We start from the raw sequence: 21,027 nt of genomic DNA on the forward strand, positions 1-21,027 counted from the left end.
TGGGAGGTATGAGGGGGACGCTTACCCGCACCGTTCTGGGGATCGCCGCGCTGGCCGGGGCGACGCTCGCCGTGCCCGCGGCGGCACAGGACGAGGCTGGATTCCAGGCTTATCTTTCGACGTTGCGCGGGCAGGCGCTGGCGGCGGGCGTTCGACCGGCGACGGTCGATTCGGTGCTGCCGACGCTGACCTTGAACCCGCGCGTGATCGAGCTTGACCGGCAGCAGCCCGGCGGCAGCCCGAACGCGCCGGTCGCGATGTTCGCGCCCTATCGCGTGCAGCATGTCGATGCGGCGCGGATCTCACGCGGCCGCGCCGCCTATCTCGCCAATCGCGGGCGGCTGGCGGCGGTGGAGCGTGAGACGGGTGTGCCCGAATCGATCATGGTCGCGATCTGGGGGCATGAGACGAACTATGGCAGCTACACCGGCAATTTCGATCTCCTCCGCAGCCTCGCGACCCTGGCCTATGAGGGGCGCCGGCGCGACTTGTTCGCGGGCGAGTTCATCGCCGGGCTCAAGATGATCGACCGGGGCGTCACGCGCGAACAACTCAAGGGAAGCTGGGCCGGCGCGACCGGCAACCCGCAGTTCCTGCCATCGATTTACCTCCGGCTGGCGCGCGATGGCGACGGGGACGGGCGGATCGACATCTGGAACAGCGCCGCCGATACGCTCGCGTCGATCGGCAATTACTTCGTCAACGCCGGTTGGCGCCCCGGCCAGCCATGGGGCATCGCCGTCACCGTGCCGGCCGGTTACGACCGCAGCGCGCAGGTCAACCGCCTCGTCTCGCCGCGCTGCCCGCGTGTGTTCGAGCGGCATAGCGGCTGGCGAACGATGGCGGAGTGGCGCGCGCTCGGTCTGGTGCCGCAAGGGCAGCCATGGCCCGGTGACGACGTGCTCGCGACGCTGCTGGAGCCGGACGGGCCGGGCAAGACAGCCTATCTGCTCACCGGCAATTATCGCGTGATCCTCGATTACAATTGCTCGAATTTCTATGCGCTTTCGGTCGGGCTGCTCGCCGATGCGGTTGAGCGTTAGCGTCGCGCTGCTCGCGCTGCCGCTCGCGGCGGTTTGCCATGCGGGCGGCGATGCGCCGCGTCCGGCGGCCAGTTACGACGAGGTCGGCTATGCCACCTGGTATGGCGAGGAACTGGCCGGGGTGCGCACCGCATCGGGCGCGCCGTTCCGGCCTTCGGCGATCACCGCCGCGCATCGGACACTCCCGCTCGATCTCTCGCGCGGCGCGGCGGCGCTGCTCGGCACCGGCGGTAATTCCAGAGCCGCGGTGCGCGTGCGCGCCGTTGCCGCGCCGGCGGATCGCTCGATCCTGTCGCGTGACACCGCATCGCCGGAGGTGCTCGCTGACCTGCGCCATCGCTTGCCTGGGGCCATGACGGCTCATCTTCCACGGCCACCGCTTCGGACAGACGGCAGGTATATCGCGCAAGCTACAGCTTTTTATGATAATTTCTCTCCAAATTCGCTCGCATCCAGGCGTCGGGGCAGCGTCGATTCGCGCGGGCGGAGCTATCGTGTTCGCCTAGGCTCTTTCGACGATGCCGACGCCGCGCAGCGGGCGCGTGACGACGCCGCCCGGCGCGGCTATGGCGATGCTTCGATTGTCGTTCAGCCCTGAGTATCGGTCATGCCAAAGATTCCATACATCCTCGCCGCTCCCGCCATCGCGCTGTCGATCGCCTATCCTTCGGTCGCCTCCGCGCCGCAGTTCGAGACGCCGGCGCCGGTGGCGTTCATGGAGGATCTGTCCTCTGGCGCGGTGTTGTATGAAAAGGATGCTGACCGACGGATGCCGCCGGCGTCGCTGGCGAAGATGATGACGGTCTATGTCGCTTTCGACCTCGTCAAGCGCGGCGAGTTGAAGCTCGATCAGGAGTTCGAGGTTCGCCCGGAGACATGGAAGAAGTGGCACGGCCCGGCTGCCGGCTCGACCATGTTCCTCTCGTCGGGCGAGAAGGTGTCGGTCGCCAATCTGCTCTATGGCATCGTCACGCTTTCCGGCAACGACGCCTGCGTCGTGCTGGCGGAGGGGATTTCGGGCACTGAGGATGCCTTCGTCCAGCGGATGAACGAGGCAGCCAAGCGGCTCGGCCTGACCAACAGCCATTTCGGTACGTCGAACGGCTGGCCGGACAATGGCGTCACCTATGTCACCGCGCGCGACCTGGCGAAACTCGCCGCCGCGACGATCACCGACCACCCGAAGCTCTATAAGCAATTCTATTCCCGACCCGATTTCACCTGGGGCAAGACCATGGGATCGGGTTCCGCGATCACACAGGCGAACCGCGATCCGCTGCTCGGCCGCGTGGCCGGCGCGGACGGCCTCAAGACCGGCCATACCGAGGAGGCCGGCTATGGTTTCACTGGGTCGGCCGAGCAGAACGGGCGGCGGCTCGTGATGGTGCTCGCCGGGCTTACCAGCTTCAACCAGCGCATCAGCGAATCGGTGCGCTTCATGGATTGGGGCTTCCGCGCGTGGCAGGCGAAGCCGGTGGTGAAGGAAGGCCGGAAGGTCGCCGACGCGGAAGTGCAGATGGGCAGTTCCTCGAAGGTCGGCCTCGTCGCGCCGCGCGACCTGAAGGTCGCGCTACCGGCCGGCGCGGTGCCGGTGCTGAGCGCCAAGGTCGTCTATCAGGGGCCGATCAAGGCGCCGATCAAGGCCGGCGATCACGTCGCCGACCTCATCGTCACCTCGCCGGGCCTGCCGGAGCAGACGCTGCCGCTGGTGGCGGACAAGGATGTCGGCGCGGCGGGCTTCTTCGGTCGCGCCTGGGCCGGGCTGACCGGCCTCTTCGGATGACCGGCCGCTTCCTCTCGCTCGAAGGCGGGGAGGGAGCCGGCAAGTCCACCCAGGTGCGTGCGCTGGCCGACGCGCTGGAGGCGCGCGGCATCCGCACCCTGGTGACGCGCGAACCTGGCGGCAGCGAGGGCGCGGAGGCGATCCGCGCGCTGCTGATGCAGGGCGATGTGCAACGCTGGAGCCCGCATACCGAGGCATTGCTGTTCGCCGCCGCGCGCGCCGATCATGTCGAAAAGACGATCCGCCCGGCAATCGGCGCGGGCGTGTGGGTGATTTGCGACCGCTATCTCGATTCGAGCCGCGCCTATCAGGGCGTCGCCGGCGGGATCGACGATGCGGCGGTGCTGGCGCTCCACGCCTTCGGCTCGCGCGGGCTGCTGCCCGATCGCACCTTCGTGCTGGAACTGCCGCCCGAGGAAGGCGCGCGCCGCGCCGCCGGGCGTGATGGCGCGGGGGCGGACCGTTTCGCTATGCGCGGCGACGACTTCCATATCGCCGTCGCTGCCGCATTCGATCGCTTCGCCGCCGCCGAGCCGGATCGTTTCCGCCGCATCGATGCCACCCGCCCGCCCGAGACGGTGACGGCCGCGCTGCTCGATGGGCTGGCCGATCTGCTGCCATGACGTCACTTCGCGGCAACGCCCCGGCACGCGCGGCCTTCGACGCCGCGATGGCGAGCGGCGCGCTTCATCACGCATGGCTCCTCACCGGCCCGCAGGGAGTGGGGAAGGGGACGTTCGCCCGCGAGGCGGCGGCGCGCCTGCTCGCACAATCAGCGGGTGACGAAGGCGGCGCACGGACGCGCGCGCTGATCGAGGCCGGCTCGCACCCCGATTATCGTGAGCTGGCCCGGCTGGCGAAGGAGGAGCGCGGCGAGACACGTCTGGCGCGCAGCATCACGATCGCGCAGGTCCGTGCGCTCCAGCCGTTGTTCGCCACTACACCCTCGCTCGGGCCGCGCCGCGTGATCGTGATCGACGCGATCGACGACCTCGAGCGGGAAGGGGCCAACGCCCTGCTCAAGAGCCTGGAGGAACCGCCGCCCGGCACCGTCTTCCTGCTCGTCAGCCATGCGCCGGGCCGGCTGCTGCCAACGATCCGCTCGCGCTGCCGCGCCCTGCGTTTCGGGCTGCTCGACGAAAGCGACGTGCGTGAGGTGCTGCGTGAGCGGGCGCCGGAGCTGCGCGGCGACGAACTGGACACGCTGATCCGCGCCGGAGCAGGCGCACCGGGGCGGGCGCTGCGTTATGCCGGGCTGGAACTTGCCGCGATCGACAACGCGCTGGCCGCGATCGCTCGCAGTGGCGACCGAAGCAACGCGGAGCGCGCGCGGCTCGCCAAGGCGCTGTCGACCAAGGCCGCACAGCCGCGTTACGAGGCCTTCCTCGATCGCGCGCCGGAATTCATCGCTTCCCACGCGCCGGGGCGCGCCGGCGAGGAGTTGCGCGTGGCGCTCGATGCCTATGAAGAAGCGCAGGGAATCGCGGGCGCGGCGCGGCGGCTGTCGCTCGATGCGGGGGCGACCGTATTCGAGCTGGCGGGGGTGGTCGCACGGCTTGCGCGGATGTAGGGGAGCGGCATGGGCCAACCCTTCTACATCACCACCGCGATCAGTTATCCCAACGGCAAGCCGCACATCGGCCACGCTTATGAAGCGATCGCCGCCGACGCCATCGCGCGCTTCAACCGACAGACCGGGCGCGAGGTGCGCTTCCAGACCGGCACCGACGAACATGGCCTGAAGATGGTCCAGACGGCCCGCGAGCGCGGCGTCGACGTTCGCGATCTCGCGACTGAAATGTCATCCATGTTCAAGGGGATGTGTGATGTTCTGAACATCTCCTATGATCGTTTCATTCGCACCACGGACCCCGATCACTACCGCGCCAGCCGGGCGATCTGGCAGGCGATGCGCGATGCGGGCGACCTGTATCTCGATCGCTATGAGGGCTGGTATTCGGTTCGCGATGAAGCCTTCTATGACGAGAAGGAACTGATCGAAGGGGAAGGGGGGGAGAAGCTCTCGCCACAAGGCACGCCGGTGCAATGGACGGCGGAGGAGACCTGGTTCTTCCGCCTGTCGAAATACCAGCAGCCGCTGCTGGATATCTATCGCGACAATCCCGATTTCATCCGGCCGGAGGCGCGTCGCAACGAGATCATGCGTTTCGTCGAAGGCGGGCTTTCCGATCTTTCGGTATCGCGAACGAGCTTCGACTGGGGCGTGCCCGTTCCGGACAGCCCCGGCCATGTGATGTACGTGTGGGTCGATGCGCTGACCAATTACCTCACCGGCGCGGGCTATCCCGATGGCGACATGCGCTGGTGGCCGGCCGATCTGCACCTGATCGGCAAGGACATCGTCCGTTTCCATGCGGTCTATTGGCCGGCCTTCCTCATGTCCGCCGGCATCGCACTGCCGAAGTCGGTGTTCGGCCATGGCTTCCTGCTGCACCGCGGGGAGAAGATGTCGAAAAGCCTCGGCAACGTGGTCGATCCAATCGACCTGACGGCGGCGTTCGGCGTCGATGCGCTGCGCTATTTCCTGCTGCGCGAGGTGAGCTTCGGGCAGGACGGCAGCTATTCCGCCGAAGCGATCGTGACGCGGGTCAACGCCGAACTGGCCAATGCCTTCGGCAATCTCGCCCAGCGCACCCTGTCGTTCATCGCCAAGAATCTGGACGGCGAGTTTCCCGGCGTTGGCCGGGCGGACGAGGCGGATGGTGTGTTGATCGAGGAAGTGATCGTCGCCGCCGCTGGCTTCAAGACCGCGTTCGGCGACCTGATACTCAGCCAGGGGGTCGAGGCGTGGCTGCGCGGGGTGTTCGCCTGCAACGCCTATATCGACGTGCAGGCGCCCTGGGCGCTCCGCAAGACCGATCCTGAGCGGATGCACGCCGTCCTGCGCACGCTGATCCGCGCGATCCGCATCCTGGCTATCACCATCCTGCCGGTCGTGCCGGATTCGGCGGGGAAGGTGCTCGACCAACTCGGCGCGGCGGAGCGCGATCATGCGGCGGTTGACGATGACGGGTGGTATGACCGCCACGCCGCCAGCGGCTTCCGTATCGCGCCGCCGTCTCCGGTCTTCCCGCGTCTGGAACTGCCGGTGGAGAGCACCTGATGCTGGCCGACAGCCATTGTCACCTCAACTACAAGGGGTTGGTGGAAGAGCAGCAGGCGGTGCTTGAGCGCGCCCGCGCGCGCGGCATCACCGCAATGCTCAATATCGCGACACGTGAAAGCGAATGGGATGATGTGCTCGCCACTGCCGAGCGCGAGCCGGACGTATGGGCGACGGTTGGCATCCATCCGCATGAGGCCGATCAGCATCCACATATCGATACCGCGAAGCTCGTCGCCCGTGCCGCGCATCCGCGCATCGTCGGGATCGGCGAGACCGGTCTCGATTATTATTACGATCATTCCGACCGCGCTCGCCAGCAGACGAGCTTCCGCGCTCATATCGTCGCCGCGCGCGAGGCGGGTGTGCCGATCGTGGTCCACACCCGAGACGCGGAGGGCGACACCGCCGCGATCTTGCGCGAGGAAATGGGGAAGGGCGCCTTCAAGGGCGTCATCCACTGTTTCACCGGCACAGGCGCGTTCGCGGACATCGTGCTGGACCTCGGTTTCTATATCTCCATCTCCGGCATCGTGACGTTCAAGAGCGCGCGCGAGCTGCAGGAAACCGCCGCGCGGCTGCCGATCGAGCGGCTGCTGATCGAAACGGACGCCCCATTCCTCGCCCCGGTGCCACATCGCGGCAAGACCGGGGAGCCGTCGTTCGTGGCCGATACCGCCGCGTTCCTCGCGCAATTGCGTGACGATACGGTCGATCAATTACAGGATGTTACCGCACGTAACTTCCACGCCTTGTTCAACAAGACGGCCGCGTGAAGGCGCGAATCCTCGGCTCGGGCACCTCGTCCGGCGTGCCGCGGATTGGGAACGATTGGGGTGCGTGCGATCCGGCAGAGACGCGTAACCGCCGCACCCGCGCGTCGCTGCTGGTAGAGCATGAGGGCACCCGCATCCTCGTCGACACCAGCCCGGACATGCGCGAGCAATTGCTCACGGCGGATGTGGGAACGGTCGATGCGGTGATCTGGACGCATGAACATGCCGACCATGTCTTCGGCATCGACGACCTGCGACAGATCTTCCATACGCTTGGGCGGCCGGTCGTGGCCTATGCCCGGCCAACGACGGGCGCGGCGCTGAAGGCGAGGTTCGGCTATGTCTTTCAGGGGCATGACGGCTATCCGCCGACGGTCACACTCTTGCCGTTGCCGGACAGGCTGATGATCGGATCGATCGCGGTTGAGGTCGCGGATCAGCCGCATGCGTCGATCACCACCGCCGGCCTGCGCTTCTCGGCGGATGGCAAAAATATCGGTTATGCCACTGATCTCAGCGGCATGACCGATACGATGCGAACGCTTTATTCCGGGCTGGATGCATGGATCGTGGATGCGCTCCGCCGCCGTCCGCATCCGTCGCACCCGCATCTCGCGCAAGTCGTCGAGTGGGTTGCCGAACTGTCGCCGCGCCGAACCGCGCTGATCCACATGGATTCGTCAATGGACTATCAGGCGCTGTGCGCTGAACTGCCGCCCGGAATCGAGCCGGGATATGACGGCATGGAGATCATCGCATGAGCAACGGCGCGGAGATCGCGCTCTATGCCTTGATGTTGGTGCTGCCGCTGTCGGCGCTGCTCAGCCGCCGGGTGCCAATAGGCAGGACCGTGAAGATGGCATTGGCGTGGATCGCGATCTTCGCGATCGCATTGGTGATCGTCGGACAACGCGATCGGCTGCGCCCGATATGGGAAGACACGCAGAACGCTCTGTTCGGCCGCGACCAGCGCGTCGTCGGATCGGCCGTGCGGGTCAACATGGGGCCGGACGGTCATTTCTGGGCCAGCGCGCGGATCAACGGTGTCGAACGCCGGATGCTGATCGACAGCGGCGCCACGTCCATCGCCTTGTCGACAGCCACGGCGAAGGCTGCGAACGTCGAACTGGACGAAGGCCCGTTCGCGACCATGATCGAAACAGCCAACGGACCGGTGCCGGCTCAGCGCGGGCGTATCGCGAAGCTCGAACTGGGCGGCATCGTCGCGCGCGATATCCCGGTGGTGATCGCGCCGGAATTTGGGGACATGGACGTGCTCGGCATGAATTTCCTCTCGCAACTCGCTTCATGGCGGGTGGAAGGGAGTACGTTGGTGCTGGAGCCGAAACCGAGAGTGTAATTTACATAATGTATATTATCAGCTCAAAATATGAATAGTCTGAGCAAGCCCCCTATCGAGCGGTTGCGAGCGATCATGGTTCGCTTGCGCGATCCTGTCGTTGGTTGCGAATGGGATACCGCGCAAACCTTCGCGACGATCGCGCCTTACACGATCGAGGAAGCGCACGAAGTCGCCGACGCAATCGCGCGCGGCGACATGGCTGATCTGAAAGACGAGCTTGGCGACCTGCTGTTCCAGGTGATCTTCCACGCCCGGATGGCCGAGGAAGCCGGCCAGTTCGATTTCGATGCGGTTGCCACGGCGATCTCCGACAAGATGGAGCGGCGCCACCCCCATATCTTCGGCGACCGCGTTGAAGGCGGTCATCATCTTTGGGAGCAGATCAAGGCCGAGGAGCGCGCCGGCAAGGACGACACGGATCGTAGCGCGCTGTCGGGTGTCGCACTCGGCTTGCCGGCGTTGCTGCGCGCGGAAAAGTTGCAGAAGCGCGCCGCTCGTGTCGGCTTCGACTGGCCCGACGAGAGCGGTCCTCGCGCCAAGATCGACGAGGAGCTTGAAGAAATAGAAAACGCGCCTGAACAAAAGGTTGCGGAGGAAATCGGAGACCTTTTGTTCGCTGCCGTCAATTGGGCGCGCCATCGTGGAGTCGACCCGGAAGCGGCGCTGCGAGCCGCCAACGCCAAGTTCGAGCGTCGTTTCCGCGCGATGGAGGATAGTGCCGGTGCGGCGTTTCCCGGACTGACGCTCGATGAAAAGGAGCAACTCTGGCAGCGCGCCAAGGCAGCCGAACGCTGATCACACGCCGCGCCGCGTCATGAACCTTTCGTAATCGCGCGGTGCCATCCGCACCTCATAAGCAGCGCGATCGCCTTCGACCTCCTGGTCCAGTACCTCGCCATGCTGGTGGAGCCACGCCGCCCCCGCACCGTCGGCCGCGTCGAGCGTGATCGTGTAGCGTTGGTGGCCGGCGGTAAGAAGATCGGCAACGGTGGAAAGCAGCGTCGCCACCCCTTCCCCGGTCAGCGCCGAAATCGCCACCACGTCGTCGCGCCGAGCGGCTTCAGCCAGCACCTCCGCGCGCGCATCCGGCTCCAGCAGATCGAGCTTGTTCCATGCCTCGATGCGCGGCGTCGTCTCGGCAACGCCGATCTCGGCAAGTACCGCCTCGACGTCGGCGCGCTGCGCCTCGCTGTCAGGATGCGCCACGTCGCGGACATGGATGAGGAGGTCGGCTGAAACCACTTCCTCCAGCGTGGCCTTGAACGCGGCGACGAGCTGGGTCGGCAGTTCGGAGACGAATCCCACCGTGTCGGACAGGATCGCCTTGTCGATCCCCGGCAGCGATATCTGTCGCAACGTCGGATCGAGCGTCGCGAACAGCAAGTCCTTCGCCATGACGTCACTTCCCGTCAGGCGATTGAAAAGCGTCGACTTACCGGCATTGGTATAACCGACCAGCGCAATCACCGGCCACGGCGCGCGCTGCCGGCGGCCGCGATGCAGGCCGCGCGTGCGCGTCACCTGCTCCAGCTCGCGCCTCAGCCGCGCCATCCGGTCGCGGATCAGGCGGCGGTCGGCCTCAATCTGCGTTTCGCCCGGCCCGCCGAGGAAGCCGAAGCCGCCGCGCTGGCGCTCGAGATGGGTCCAACTCCGCACCAGCCGCCCAGCCTGATAGTCGAGATGGGCCAGTTCCACCTGCAGCCGGCCTTCGGCGGTCGCCGCGCGTTCGCCAAAAATCTCCAGGATCAGGCCGGTGCGATCGATCACCTTGGCTTCGAGCCGGGTTTCGAGGTTACGCTGCTGGATCGGCGTGAGGCTGGCGTCGAATACCACCAGCCCGGCATCTTCCATCCGCGCCAGCGTGGCAATCGCCTCTACCTGCCCCGCGCCGATCAGCGTCGCGGCGCGCGGCGCGCGGACGCGCACCGCCTCGCGGCCGACGACTTCGATGCCGATCGCCTCGGCCAGCCCGGCGGTTTCCGCGAGCCGTGCGTCGGCGTCGCGGGAGGAACCGCCGAGATCGGGATAGACGACGATCGCCCGCGCGCCACGCGCGAACTCATCGCGATCGCGTTCGAAACCGGTGCTCAATCCTCGTCCGAACCCGCCGCTTCTTCGGCCAGATTGAGCGCGCGCGACGGCTGGATCGTCGAAACGGCATGTTTGTAAACGAGCTGCGACGCACCATCGCGCTGCAACAGCATGCAGAACAGGTCGAACGCGGCGATATTGCCCTGAAGCATCACGCCGTTGACCAGGAACATGGTGACCGGATCGTGCGTCTTGCGCACCGCGTTGAGGAACACTTCCTGCAACAGCGGCTGCTTCTTCCCGTTCTCGCCCATCTGCTCGACGATCGTCTCGACGTCGAGGTGACCGCCCGGCATGATGGTGGAAATGGCGTGCTTGTAGATCAGTTGGGATTGTCCGTCGCGGCGCAGCAACACCGAGAAATTGTCAAACCAGGTGACGATGCCCTGGAGCTTCACACCCTTGACGAGGAACATCGTGACAGGAGTCTTTGAACGGCGAAGCGCGTTGAGGAAGAGATCCTGAAGAGAGGTTTGCTTTTCGGCCATTGGCTCGATCCTTCGATTCTTGGCGGGGTTTGCCCCGCGATGCGCCGGTGCCCGGCGTCGGGTTGCCGCCGGCCCGGCGGCGGCGCTAATCTAGGGGCGCACGCGAGCGGCGGCAACGGAGATCGACATGCCCTCGCTTATTCTTCGCGCGTTTCGGTGATGCCGAGCAGCTTCAACTTTCGGTGCAGCGCGGATCGCTCCATTCCGATGAAGGTCGCGGTGCGGGAGATATTGCCCGAAAAGCGCCGAATTTGGACGCGCAGATATTCGCGCTCGAACGTCTCGCGCGCCTCGCGCAGCGGCGCGCCCATGATCGCGGCAGTGCTCGCCGCGCCCTCATTCTCGCCCAGCACCTCGGCGGGCAGAAGATCGAGGTCGATCCGTCCGATCCGGTCGCCCGGCGCGAGGATGATGGTGCGCTCGACCACGTTGCGCAGTTGGCGGACGTTGCCGGGCCAGTCGTAGCTTTGCAATGCGACCATCGCATCGACTGCGACCTCGGGCGTCGGCACACGACGCTCAGCGGCGTAATGGGCGACGAAATGCTCGATCAACACGGGGATATCCTCGCGCCGCTCAGCCAGTGGGGGCAGCGTCACCGGCACGACGTTGAGCCGATAGTAGAGATCCTCGCGGAACCTGCCCTCGGCGATTTCGGCCGTTAGGTCGCGCGCGGTGGCGGATACGACGCGGACATCGACCTTAACCTGCCGCGTGCCCCCCACCCGCGTGAAGCTCTGGTCGGTAAGCACGCGTAGGATGCGCGCCTGCGTCGCGATCGGCATGTCCGCGATCTCGTCGAGGAACAGGGTGCCACCATGCGCCTGCTCGAGCAGACCGGTGCGGACGAGATCGCCCCCCTCCTCCACGCCGAACAATTCCTCCTCGACGCGTTCGGGTGTCATGCGCGCCGCGCTGACGATCACGAATGGCGAGCCGGCACGCGGACTCCAGCCGTGAAGCAGGCGCGCGGCGATCTCCTTGCCAACGCCCGCCGGACCGGTGATCAGGATGCGGCTGCCGGTGCCGGCAACCCGCTTGAGCGTCGCGCGCACCGCGTTGATCGCGCTCGAATTGCCGGTGAGATCGGTGTCATGCCCGGCCGAGGCGCGCAGCGACGCCACCTCGCGACGCAGTCGCTCCGTCTCGGTCGCGCGCTCGACCATCAGCAGCAGGCGTTCGGCCTGGAACGGCTTTTCGATGAAATCCACCGCGCCCGCCCTGATCGCCGCCACCGCTGTATCGAGATTGCCGTGGCCGGAAATCATCAGCACCGGGATCGAGGCATCACGGCGCTTTATCTCGTCGAGCAATTGCAGCCCATCCAGCCGCGACCCTTGCAGCCATACGTCGAGCAGCACGAGGCTCGGGCGGCGTGTGGCGATCGCCTCCAAGGCGGCGTCGCTGTCGGCGGCGACGCGGGTTTCATAGCCCTCGTCCTCCAGCACGCCGGCGACCAGTTCGCGGATGTCGAGTTCGTCATCGACGACGAGGATATCGAGGGCCATGTCAGATTGTCCGGTTAGGGGTAAGCGCGGCGATGCCCCCCACATCGCCGTCAGTGACAAGATCTTCCCCGGCATCGACGCCGGAGAGCATGGTGGTATCGAATGTCATGGTCACCACGGCGCCCCCGCCCTGATGGTCGGAAAACGTAATCGTTCCAAAATGTTCCTCGACAATCTTCTTGACGATCGCGAGGCCGAGTCCAGTGCCCCGCGCGCGCGTGGTCATATATGGCTCGACGATGCGGTCACGCTCCACGGGCAGGCCGACGCCGCTGTCCGCCATTGTGATCGTCACCCGTCCCGGCGCCTCGGAAAGCGTCATGCAGACCTCACCGCCCTCCGTGCCCTTGGCCTCGATCGCTTCCACCGCGTTCTTGACGATATTGGTGAGCGCCTGCCCGATCTGCCGCCGGTCGCAGACCAGCATCGGGCCAGGCTCGTCATGCACCAGCTCGAACCGCACGCCGCTGTGCGCGACTTCGTGGAGGAACATCGTCTGTCGCGCGATATCGACCAGCGATTCCGCGCGGAACACCGGCTTGGGCATGCGCGCGAAGGAGGAGAACTCATCGACCATCCGCCGGAGATCCCCCACCTGCCGGACGATCGTGTCCGTCAGCCGGGCGAATGTAGTGTCCCCTTCCTCCACCTTGCCGCCGTAGCGGCGCTGGAGCCGTTCCGCCGCGAGCTGGATCGGGGTAAGCGGGTTCTTGATCTCATGCGCGATGCGCCGCGCGACATCCGCCCAGGCGGCACGGCGCTGGTCGAGCAATTGCTGGGTGATGTCGTCGAAAGTGAGGATCGGGCCGGTCCCGTCGCGCGCGATGCGCACCGCGAGCGTGCGCGGTTCGCCATTGACCGCGACCTGCACGATCGCCTCGCGCGCATTGCCGTCAAGCAGCGCGTTCAGCTCCGGCGCGATCGTCGCCAGCGGCTTCCCGGCGGGCGCCTCGGAAGTTCCGAGCAAGGTCTGCGCCGAGCTGTTCATCAACCGCACGGTGCGGTCGCCGGCGATCGAGATCACGCCCGCCGACACGCCGGACATCACCGCCTCGATCAGCGCGCGGCGGCTGTCGAGCTGGGCGTTGGCGGTGACGAGCGCTTTGTTCTGTGCCTCCAGCCGCTCGGTCATGCGGTTGAAGGCGGTGGCGAGCGTGCCGACCTCATCGCGCGCGGTGGTGTCGGGCACGCGCGCCGAAAGATCGCCGCCTTCCACGCGCCGCGCCGCATCGACAAGTTGCCCCACCGGTCGCACCAGCCGGTCCGCCACCGCCAGCGCGATCCACACCGCGACCCCCACGATCAGCAGCGACAGCACCAGCAGCGCGACGTTGAAGCGGATCTGCAACGTCCGCGCCTTGGCCAGCAAAGCGTGATAGTTGGCCAGCGCCGCCTCCGCGCGCTTGGTCTGCGTCGTCATCTGCTTGGGGTCGGTGACGCGCGCGGCATAGAGGAACATGTCGGAGCCGGGAACGCGGGTGACCGTCTGGATGCGGTCGCCAGTCACGGTTACGACGCTGCGCTGCCCGCGCCGAAGCTCCTTCACCGCATCCGCCGACACCTGTCGCGCGAGATTGAGGTCATAGGGGTTAACGAACGCCAGCGTCTGCAACTCGCCATTGGGGGCGACGGCGAACAGCAGGGCTTCCGAAAGGCTGCGATAATAGGTCTGCTGGAACAGGAAGGGGCGGAAGCGGGGATCGTCGAGCGGGCGCTGGCGAAGCTCGTCGGAAATGTCCTGCGCCATCGTCACTGTGGCTTCCTCCCAACGCTGGAGGAACTGGTTGTACGAGGCGCGGGTCAGCGTGGTCGCATTCTCGAACACGCCGCGCGCGCGATCCGAATACCAGAATTGCACGCCATATTGGAACAATAGCGACGCCGCGATCGTGACGAGCAGCATCGGCACCGCCGCGACGATCGAGAAGATCGCCACCAGCCGGACGTGCAACCGCCCCTCCCCGCCGATCGGCGATCGCCGCGCGCGACGGTTGGCGATACGCCGGCCGAGCAGCATCAGCAGCGCGATTCCAGGCACGAGATTGGCGATCAGCAGCAGCGCGACCAGCGGCGGCGCGATCAGCCCCTGTGGCTTTCCGGCATGCTCGATGACGAAATAGCTCGCGACGCCCATCGCGATCGACAGCCCAAGCACGGCAAATTCGAGCAGGGGCGTGACGGCGAAGCGCCTTTTCGGCGCGGATTCGCTTCCAACAGGTGCCAGGCCGGCAGTCATCGTCACCCTGCTACAACAAAGGTGTTGCAGCGAGAACACATAAAACGATCGCTGAGGCTACATCAAAGATCAGGCGAGCGTGGCGCGGGATCAATGCCCAGCATGTCGAGCCGCTTGCGCAAGGTGTTGCGGTTCAGCCCCATCGCCCGCGCCGCGCGAAGCTGGTTGCCGCCGAACCGCGCCAACATCGCCTCGATCAGCGGCCGCTCCACCTCGGCGATCAGCCGGTCGTAGAGCGTCCCGTCCTCCAGCACTTTCGGCTCGGTGCGGGCCAGCCGGTCGATATAGGCGCGCACCGCATCGTCGATCGCCACGACCTGAGCCGGCGTGGCAGCCGGCTCGCCCAGCATCTCGCGGATTTCGCCCGCGCTTATCTGGTCGTCGCGAGACAGCGCCGCCAGCCGGCGCATGAGATTCTCCAGCTCACGGACGTTGCCGGGCCAGTCGTGCGCCTCCAGCACGTCGACCGCATCGTCGTCGAGCATCTTGCGCGGCAGCCCGGATTCGGCCGCGCGATCAAGGAAATGCCGGGCGAGCGCGCCCACGTCCTGCCGCCGCTCGCGCAACGCCGGCAGCACCACCGGCACGACATTGAGCCGATAATAAAGGTCCTCCCGAAACGCGCCGCGCGCGACCGCCTGCCTGAGGTCGCGGTTGGTCGCGGCGACGATGCGGACGTCGGCGCGGATCGTGCGCGAGCCGCCGACCGTGGTGAACTCGCCCTGCTGCAAGACGCGCAGCAACCGCGTCTGCGCCTCGATCGGCATGTCCCCGATCTCGTCGAGGAACAGGGTGCCGCCCGCCGCCTGCTCGAAGCGGCCGGCGTTGCGCTGCGCCGCACCGGTGAACGCGCCGCGCTCGTGCCCGAACAGCTCCGCCTCGATCAGCTCGCGCGGGATCGCGGCCATGTTGATAGCGACGAACGGCCCATGGCGGCGCGGCCCGAGATCATGGATCGCGCGCGCCACCAGCTCCTTGCCGGTGCCCGATTCGCCGGAGACGAGCACGGTCAGGCCGTTCGACACCAGCCGGGCGATCACGCGATAGACTTCCTGCATCGCGGGCGAGCGGCCGATCAGCGGCAGCGCGTGATCGTCGTCCACATCCGGGCGCGGTTCCACCGGCCCGCGCCGGGCGAGCGCGCGGGCGACGGTGCGCCCCAGCGTGTCGAGGTCGAACGGCTTGGGGAGATAGTCATAGGCGCCGGCCTCGTTGGCGCGGACGGCAGTGGCGAGCGTGTTGCGCGCGGACAGCACGATCACCGGCATGTCCGGCCGCTCCGCGACCAGCCGCATCGCCCGCTCGATCCCGTCGCCGTCGGGCAGCACGACATCGGTGATGAGCAGGTCCGGCGTACCGAGCCTCAACTCGCGGTCAAGCTCCGCGAGGTTGGCGGCGGTGCGGACGCGGTGCCCCGCGCGGCGCAACGCCTGCGCCACCACGGTGCGCACCGCATTGTCGTCATCGACCAGCAGCACCTCGCCCGGCGTCACGCCGTCGCTCTCGGCAGCAGGATACGGAATACGGTCATATGCGGCGTGCCCTCGCGCGAATATTGGATGATCCCGCCCATGTCGCGGACCAGCTTGTCGACCAGCGCGAGGCCCAGCCCCTTCCCCTCTGGCCGACTGGAAACGAACGGGTCGAACAGATGCTCGGCTATGTCCTCCGGCGCGCCGGGACCGGAATCCATCACGCAGATCTCGATCGGCAGCGGCAGGCGCGGCCGTCCCGGCGCGGGGCTGACGGCCATGCCGTGTCGATAGGCGGTGGCGAGGACGATGCGCCGCTCGCCGCGCGGCCCCAATATCTCGGCCGCGTTCTTGAGCAGATTGAGCAACACCTGGAGCAAGGCGTCGCGGTTCGCCAGCGCCGGGGGAAGCGAGGGATCGAACCGCTCCTCGATCGTCATGCCGCGCGCGAAGCCGGTGAGCGCGACGCCGCGCGCATGGGCGAGCAGGGGATAAATGTTGAGCGGCTCCACCGCGAGCGGCCGGGTGTCGGTGAAATCCTCCATCCGGTCGATCAGCGCGGCGATGCGGTCCACCTCATCGATCACCAGCCGGGTAAGCTCCTCGGCGGGCGCGCCGTCCGCGATGAGTTGCGCCGCGCCGCGGATGCTGGACAGCGGGTTCTTGATCTCATGCGCCAGCATCGCCGCCGCGCCGACCGCCGAGCGCGCCGCCGCCGCGCGGTCCGCCGAATGGCCCAGCCGGCGCGTGGTCGCGGCATTGTGCAGCGTGATCGCGCGCCATCCAGGGTGGTCCGCCAGCTCAACCCGTGCGAGATCGACGCGGATGCGCCCGTTGGCGCGCGTCTCGATCTCGGTATCGAAGGCGGCGAAGCCCCTTCCATGCTGCCCGTCCACTTCCTCCGGCAACGCCAGCACCGCGCGCAGCGGCCGCCCGATCATCGAGCGTTCCGAGCGGTTGAGCAGCAACTCGCATTCCGCATTGGCGCGGACGATACGCTCGTCGGGATCGATCAGCAGCACCGCGACCGGAAGCGCCGCCAACACCTCGGCCGGCTCGGGCGCGGCGGCGATCGTCACGCGGCCGCGCGGCTCCGCCACGGCGCGTAGAATTCCGCGAGCATCGCCTGCACGCGCTTCGCATCCGGTTCCTGGTTCACCTTGTTACGGAATTCCGCCGAGCCGGGCAGGCCCTTGGTGTACCAGCCGATATGCTTGCGCGCCATGTTGACGCCGGTCATCGTGCCGTAATGTGCGAGCATCGCATCATAATGCTCAGTGATCGCTAGATATTGTTCCTCGATCGACGGATCGGGCACGCGGCGGCCGGTGGCGAACCATTCCATCACCTGGGCGAGCAACCATGGCCGGCCATAAGCGCCGCGCCCGATCATCACGCCGTCCGCGCCGGACAGCTCCAGCGCCCGCTCGGCATCCTCGATGCCGCAGATGTCCCCGTTGACGATCACCGGCACGGTCACGGCATTCTTCACGCGGCGCACGAAACCCCAATCCGCCGAGCCTTTGTACATCTGATTGCGGGTACGGCCGTGGACGGTGATCATCCGGCAGCCGAGATCCTCCGCGATCCGCGCCAGTTCCGGCGCGTTGAGGCTGTCGTGGCACCAGCCCATCCGCATCTTGAGCGTGACGGGCGCCTTCACTGCCTTGACCACCGCCTCGACGATCCCGCCGGCCAGCTTCAGGTCGCGCATCAGCGCCGAACCGGCATCGCCGTTCGTCACCTTGCGGACCGGACAGCCCATGTTGATGTCGATGATCGCGGCGCCCTTGTCCTCCGCCAGCTTCGCCGCCTCCCCCATCTCATAGGGGGTGCAGCCGACAAGCTGCATCGACACCGGCTCCTCAGAGAGGTGCCACGCCGCCTTCTGAAGCGACTGCCGCGTCTCGCGCAGCGCCGCCTGACTGGCGATCATCTCGGTGACGTTGAGGCCCGAGCCGTAGCGGCGCACAAGCGTGCGGAACGGCTGGTCCGTCACGCCGGTCATCGGCGCGAGCACCACGGGGCTGTCGATCCGCACCGGGCCGATCTGGATGGGGGCGAGGGTTCGCATAGGCTGCCTGAAAAATAGGCAATTAAGCGAAACCGGCACCTCTGGCAAGATGCTGCGCTGCGGTATCCCAGTTATAGCGCGCGGGCGAAGATCAGGTCGTCGTGCCAGGTCGCACCGACCAGGAAGCGTCGCTCGCCGGCCACGGTGAAGCCCTGCTTGCGATAGAAGCGTTGCGCACGACGGTTGCCGCCATAGACGCCGAGCAGGATGCGCTTGCGCCCGAGCGCTCGGGCATCGCTGAAGGCGCGCTCCATCAGCGCGGGGCCGAGTCCGGTGCCATGACTGGGGAACAGCGCGTAGATGCGCTTCAACTCGATGTCCCCCTCCTCCACGGGCACGGGAAGATCGGGCGTGGTGAGCACGGTATAACCGAGCGGCGCGGCACCGACGTTTGCTTCGGCCAGGGTTACGACACTGTTCGGGTCGGCGATCAGCGTGGCGAAGCTCGCCGCATCGGATTTCGATCCGACATGGGCGACGATATCGGGACCATCGAGGATGCCGGCGAACGCCTCGAGGAAAGTCGCCCCCGCGACGAGGGCGCAGGCGGCCGCGTCAGCCGGTTCGGCACGACGCAGCCGCCATTCCATGTCAGCCGACGATTTCTTCGGGGCGGAAGAAATAGGCGATCTCGATCGCTGCATTTTCGTCGCTGTCCGAGCCGTGGACCGAATTGGCCTCGATCGACTCGGCCAGTTCCTTGCGGATCGTGCCGGGCGCGGCATTCTCCGGGTTGGTCGCGCCCATGATGTCGCGGTTGCGCTGGACGGCATTGTCGCCCTCCAGCACCTGCACCACCACCGGGCCGGATATCATGAAGGAGACGAGGTCGTTGAAAAACGGGCGTTCCTTATGAACAGCGTAGAAGCCCTCGGCCTGCTCCCTGGTCATCCGGATGCGCTTGGAGGCGACGACCCGCAGGCCGGCTTCCTCCAGCATCTTGGTGACGGCGCCGGTCAGGTTGCGGCGGGTGGCGTCGGGCTTGATGATCGAAAAGGTACGGTTCGCGGCCATGACGGTCACGGGCTCCTTGGGCATGTTATGGGTGGAAAAGCTGCGCGGCGCTCTAGTGCGGGTACGGCCAAAGCGCAACGGGGCTAAGCGACCTGCTCCCAGCGGCCAGCATCATTCTGCTTCCAGTAGCGCCGCTCGACGCCCTCGCGCGCCTGCAACCCGCGCCACGCCGCGCGCGCCGCCTCGATCGAATCCTCGTCGAAGAAGTGGAAGGCGCGCTCGAAATCCAGCGCCGCGTCACGCCATATGCCATCGACCAGCGCAACGTGCCGCGCGCCATTCGCCGCCGCTATCTCGCCTGCGATCAGCACCGGCTGCACCGCATCGTCGCCCGCCCCGGCCTGCGCGTGGGGCAAGAAGCTGTCGGGGGAATAGCCCCACAGCAGCCGGTCGAGCGCGGCGCGCTGCGCCTCGCCATCCGCGACGATCAGCAGCCGATTGCCGGACGCCACCACCTTCTCGGCGATCTGCGGCAGCGCCCGGTCGAGCGGTGTGATGGTCAGGTGATAGAAATCGACCTGCATGGCTTTCCCGACATCAGCCCTCGAAATTATCCGCGATGAAACGATCGAGCAGCCGCACGCCATAGCCGGTCGCGCCCTTCGCCCAGGTCGCACCGTCCTTGTCGGCCCAGACCATCCCGGCAATGTCGAGGTGCGCCCATTTCACGCCATCCTCCACGAAACGCTGGAGGAATTGCGCGGCGGTGATCGAGCCGCCGCCGCGCGGGCCGACATTCTTCATGTCGGCGATCTGGCTGTCGATCAGCTTATTGTAGGCGTCGCCGAGCGGGAAGCGCCACAACTGGTCGCCGCTCGCCTTGCCCGCCGCGAGCAATTTGTCGGCAAGGCCGTCATCATTCGAGAACAGGCCGCCATATTCGGCGCCGAGGCTGATGATCATCGCGCCGGTCAGCGTCGCGAGATCGACGATCGTCTTCACGTTGTGCGTCTTCTGCGCCCAGGTGATGCAGTCGCACAGCACCAGCCGCCCTTCGGCGTCGGTGTTGATGACCTCGATCGTCTGGCCGGACATGGAGGTGACCACATCACCCGGCCGCTGGGCATTGCCGTCGGGCATATTCTCCACGAGGCCGCAGATGCCGATGACGTTCGCCTTCGCCTTGCGCAGCGCCAGCGTCTTCATCGCGCCGGCAACCGCGCCCGCGCCGCCCATGTCCCACTTCATGTCCTCCATCCCGGCGGCGGGCTTGATCGAGATACCGCCGGTGTCGAAGGTCACGCCCTTGCCGACCAGCGCCACCGCCGGGTCACCCGCGCCGGCGCCGTTCCAGCGGATCGCGAGCAGCCGCGGCGCGCGGCGCGAGCCTTGCGCCACGCCAAGCAAGGCGCCCATGCCGAGCCTGCTCATCGCCGGCTCGTCGAGCACTTCGATCTCCAGCCCGAGGCCGTCGGTATCCGCGATCACGCGCTCGACAAAGCTCTCGGGATAGAGGATGTTGGCCGGCAGCGTGACGAGGGTGCGGGTCAGCGCCAGCCCCTGCGTCACAGCGTCGCGTTCGCGCCACGCCTCCTCGCTTCCGGCGGGCGCGCCGGCGATCGTCACCGTCGCAAGCGTCGCCTTCGACTTTTCGGGCAGGCGGGTGCGATATTCGTCGAAGCGCCAGCCGCGCTGCGCCGCGCCGGCCGCCAGTCGCGCCGCGCTCACCGCATTCGCGCCGGTGCCGGAAAGGTCGACAGTCACGCCCGTCGCGCCCGAGGTGATGAGCTTCGCCGTCAGCGCCCCGCCCGCTCGCTCATAAGAGGCGTCGTCCCCTCCGCCCACGCCTAGCAGCAGCACGCGCGTCACTCCCTGCCCTTCGCCCACGAAGGCCTCCGCGACGCTCCCCGGCTCGCCCTCGAAACGCTGCCCGGTGGCGGCGGCGGCCAGTACCGCGCGGCCAGCCGCGTCTACGCCCGGCAGCGCGAGCGCAGGCAGATCGTCCTTCTTCACCGCATAGGCGACGACATCGGCATCGGCGGGGCGCGACTGGGCGAAAACGATCTTCATTGCATGTTCCTCTATACCTGCGTCCGATCCCTGGGCTTTCCCGCT

General features: G+C 66.9%; 21 protein-coding genes. 10 read left to right on the top strand and 11 right to left on the bottom strand.

Annotated elements, in window-relative coordinates; genetic code table 11:
• The first annotated feature begins 8 nt into the window (after positions 1 to 8).
• From F9288_RS15905 to mazG, 10 genes are read left to right on the top strand one after another with little or no spacing between them, the layout of a single operon-like run.
• Complete coding sequence (locus tag F9288_RS15905; RefSeq protein WP_174837684.1) at positions 9 to 1,043, top strand: lytic transglycosylase domain-containing protein; 1,035 nt, start codon at positions 9 to 11, stop codon at positions 1,041 to 1,043.
• Positions 1,027 to 1,641 carry a septal ring lytic transglycosylase RlpA family protein gene (locus F9288_RS15910; RefSeq protein WP_174837685.1) on the top strand — a complete coding sequence of 205 codons (615 nt, stop codon included), beginning with the start codon at positions 1,027 to 1,029 and terminating at the stop codon, positions 1,639 to 1,641. The genes F9288_RS15905 and F9288_RS15910 overlap by 17 nt, the downstream gene beginning before the upstream one ends.
• Before the next feature lie 9 nt (positions 1,642 to 1,650).
• Positions 1,651 to 2,826, top strand: coding sequence for a D-alanyl-D-alanine carboxypeptidase family protein (locus F9288_RS15915; RefSeq protein ID WP_174837686.1), 1,176 nt, complete (start codon positions 1,651 to 1,653; stop codon positions 2,824 to 2,826).
• The gene (gene tmk / locus F9288_RS15920; protein WP_174837687.1) at positions 2,823 to 3,449 is read left to right on the top strand and encodes a dTMP kinase; all 627 of its coding nucleotides are present in this window, start codon (positions 2,823 to 2,825) and stop codon (positions 3,447 to 3,449) included. The genes F9288_RS15915 and tmk overlap by 4 nt, the downstream gene beginning before the upstream one ends.
• The gene (locus F9288_RS15925) at positions 3,446 to 4,396 is read left to right on the top strand and encodes an AAA family ATPase (RefSeq protein ID WP_174837688.1); all 951 of its coding nucleotides are present in this window, start codon (positions 3,446 to 3,448) and stop codon (positions 4,394 to 4,396) included. Before tmk ends, F9288_RS15925 begins: the two co-directional genes overlap by 4 nt.
• 9 nt (positions 4,397 to 4,405) lie before the next feature.
• Complete coding sequence (gene metG, locus F9288_RS15930; protein ID WP_174837689.1) at positions 4,406 to 5,950, top strand: methionine--tRNA ligase; 1,545 nt, start codon at positions 4,406 to 4,408, stop codon at positions 5,948 to 5,950.
• Complete coding sequence (locus F9288_RS15935) at positions 5,950 to 6,726, top strand: TatD family hydrolase (protein WP_174837690.1); 777 nt, start codon at positions 5,950 to 5,952, stop codon at positions 6,724 to 6,726. The genes metG and F9288_RS15935 overlap by 1 nt, the downstream gene beginning before the upstream one ends.
• Positions 6,723 to 7,487, top strand: a complete 765-nt coding sequence (locus F9288_RS15940) for an MBL fold metallo-hydrolase (RefSeq protein ID WP_174837691.1) — start codon at positions 6,723 to 6,725, stop codon at positions 7,485 to 7,487. Before F9288_RS15935 ends, F9288_RS15940 begins: the two co-directional genes overlap by 4 nt.
• On the top strand, positions 7,484 to 8,086 hold the full coding sequence (locus F9288_RS15945) for a TIGR02281 family clan AA aspartic protease (protein WP_174837692.1): 603 nt from the start codon (positions 7,484 to 7,486) through the stop codon (positions 8,084 to 8,086). The genes F9288_RS15940 and F9288_RS15945 overlap by 4 nt, the downstream gene beginning before the upstream one ends.
• A 30-nt stretch (positions 8,087 to 8,116) precedes the next feature.
• Positions 8,117 to 8,884 (top strand): nucleoside triphosphate pyrophosphohydrolase, encoded by a 768-nt coding sequence (mazG, locus tag F9288_RS15950; protein WP_174837693.1) that lies wholly within the window; start codon positions 8,117 to 8,119, stop codon positions 8,882 to 8,884.
• Here the strand turns inward: mazG and hflX are convergent, their stop codons facing one another.
• From hflX to F9288_RS16005, 11 genes are all read right to left on the bottom strand, one after another.
• Positions 8,885 to 10,180, bottom strand: coding sequence for a GTPase HflX (gene hflX / locus F9288_RS15955; protein ID WP_174837694.1), 1,296 nt, complete (start codon positions 10,178 to 10,180; stop codon positions 8,885 to 8,887).
• The gene (hfq, locus tag F9288_RS15960) at positions 10,177 to 10,677 is read right to left on the bottom strand and encodes an RNA chaperone Hfq (RefSeq protein WP_302675336.1); all 501 of its coding nucleotides are present in this window, start codon (positions 10,675 to 10,677) and stop codon (positions 10,177 to 10,179) included. Before hfq ends, hflX begins: the two co-directional genes overlap by 4 nt.
• Before the next feature lie 128 nt (positions 10,678 to 10,805).
• On the bottom strand, positions 10,806 to 12,176 hold the full coding sequence (locus F9288_RS15965; protein ID WP_174837696.1) for a sigma-54 dependent transcriptional regulator: 1,371 nt from the start codon (positions 12,174 to 12,176) through the stop codon (positions 10,806 to 10,808).
• A gap of 1 nt (position 12,177) precedes the next feature.
• Complete coding sequence (locus F9288_RS15970; protein ID WP_174837697.1) at positions 12,178 to 14,412, bottom strand: ATP-binding protein; 2,235 nt, start codon at positions 14,410 to 14,412, stop codon at positions 12,178 to 12,180.
• A 62-nt stretch (positions 14,413 to 14,474) separates the two neighbouring features.
• Positions 14,475 to 15,905 (bottom strand): nitrogen regulation protein NR(I), encoded by a 1,431-nt coding sequence (gene ntrC / locus F9288_RS15975; protein WP_174837698.1) that lies wholly within the window; start codon positions 15,903 to 15,905, stop codon positions 14,475 to 14,477.
• Complete coding sequence (locus F9288_RS15980; RefSeq protein ID WP_174837699.1) at positions 15,902 to 16,984, bottom strand: nitrogen regulation protein NR(II); 1,083 nt, start codon at positions 16,982 to 16,984, stop codon at positions 15,902 to 15,904. Before F9288_RS15980 ends, ntrC begins: the two co-directional genes overlap by 4 nt.
• Positions 16,960 to 17,958 carry a tRNA dihydrouridine synthase DusB gene (gene dusB / locus F9288_RS15985; protein WP_174837700.1) on the bottom strand — a complete coding sequence of 333 codons (999 nt, stop codon included), beginning with the start codon at positions 17,956 to 17,958 and terminating at the stop codon, positions 16,960 to 16,962. The genes F9288_RS15980 and dusB overlap by 25 nt, the downstream gene beginning before the upstream one ends.
• A 71-nt stretch (positions 17,959 to 18,029) precedes the next feature.
• The gene (locus F9288_RS15990; RefSeq protein ID WP_174837701.1) at positions 18,030 to 18,548 is read right to left on the bottom strand and encodes a GNAT family N-acetyltransferase; all 519 of its coding nucleotides are present in this window, start codon (positions 18,546 to 18,548) and stop codon (positions 18,030 to 18,032) included.
• 1 nt (position 18,549) lies between these two features.
• Complete coding sequence (gene ndk, locus F9288_RS15995) at positions 18,550 to 18,972, bottom strand: nucleoside-diphosphate kinase (RefSeq protein WP_174837702.1); 423 nt, start codon at positions 18,970 to 18,972, stop codon at positions 18,550 to 18,552.
• An 83-nt stretch (positions 18,973 to 19,055) separates the two neighbouring features.
• Positions 19,056 to 19,496, bottom strand: coding sequence for a DNA polymerase III subunit chi (locus F9288_RS16000; RefSeq protein ID WP_174837703.1), 441 nt, complete (start codon positions 19,494 to 19,496; stop codon positions 19,056 to 19,058).
• Positions 19,497 to 19,509: 13 nt separating this feature from the next.
• On the bottom strand, positions 19,510 to 20,982 hold the full coding sequence (locus F9288_RS16005; RefSeq protein ID WP_174837704.1) for a leucyl aminopeptidase: 1,473 nt from the start codon (positions 20,980 to 20,982) through the stop codon (positions 19,510 to 19,512).
• Positions 20,983 to 21,027 lie beyond the last annotated feature (45 nt).

The sequence above is a fragment of the Sphingomonas sp. CL5.1 genome, from assembly GCF_013344685.1.
Taxonomy (GTDB): domain Bacteria; phylum Pseudomonadota; class Alphaproteobacteria; order Sphingomonadales; family Sphingomonadaceae; genus Sphingomonas.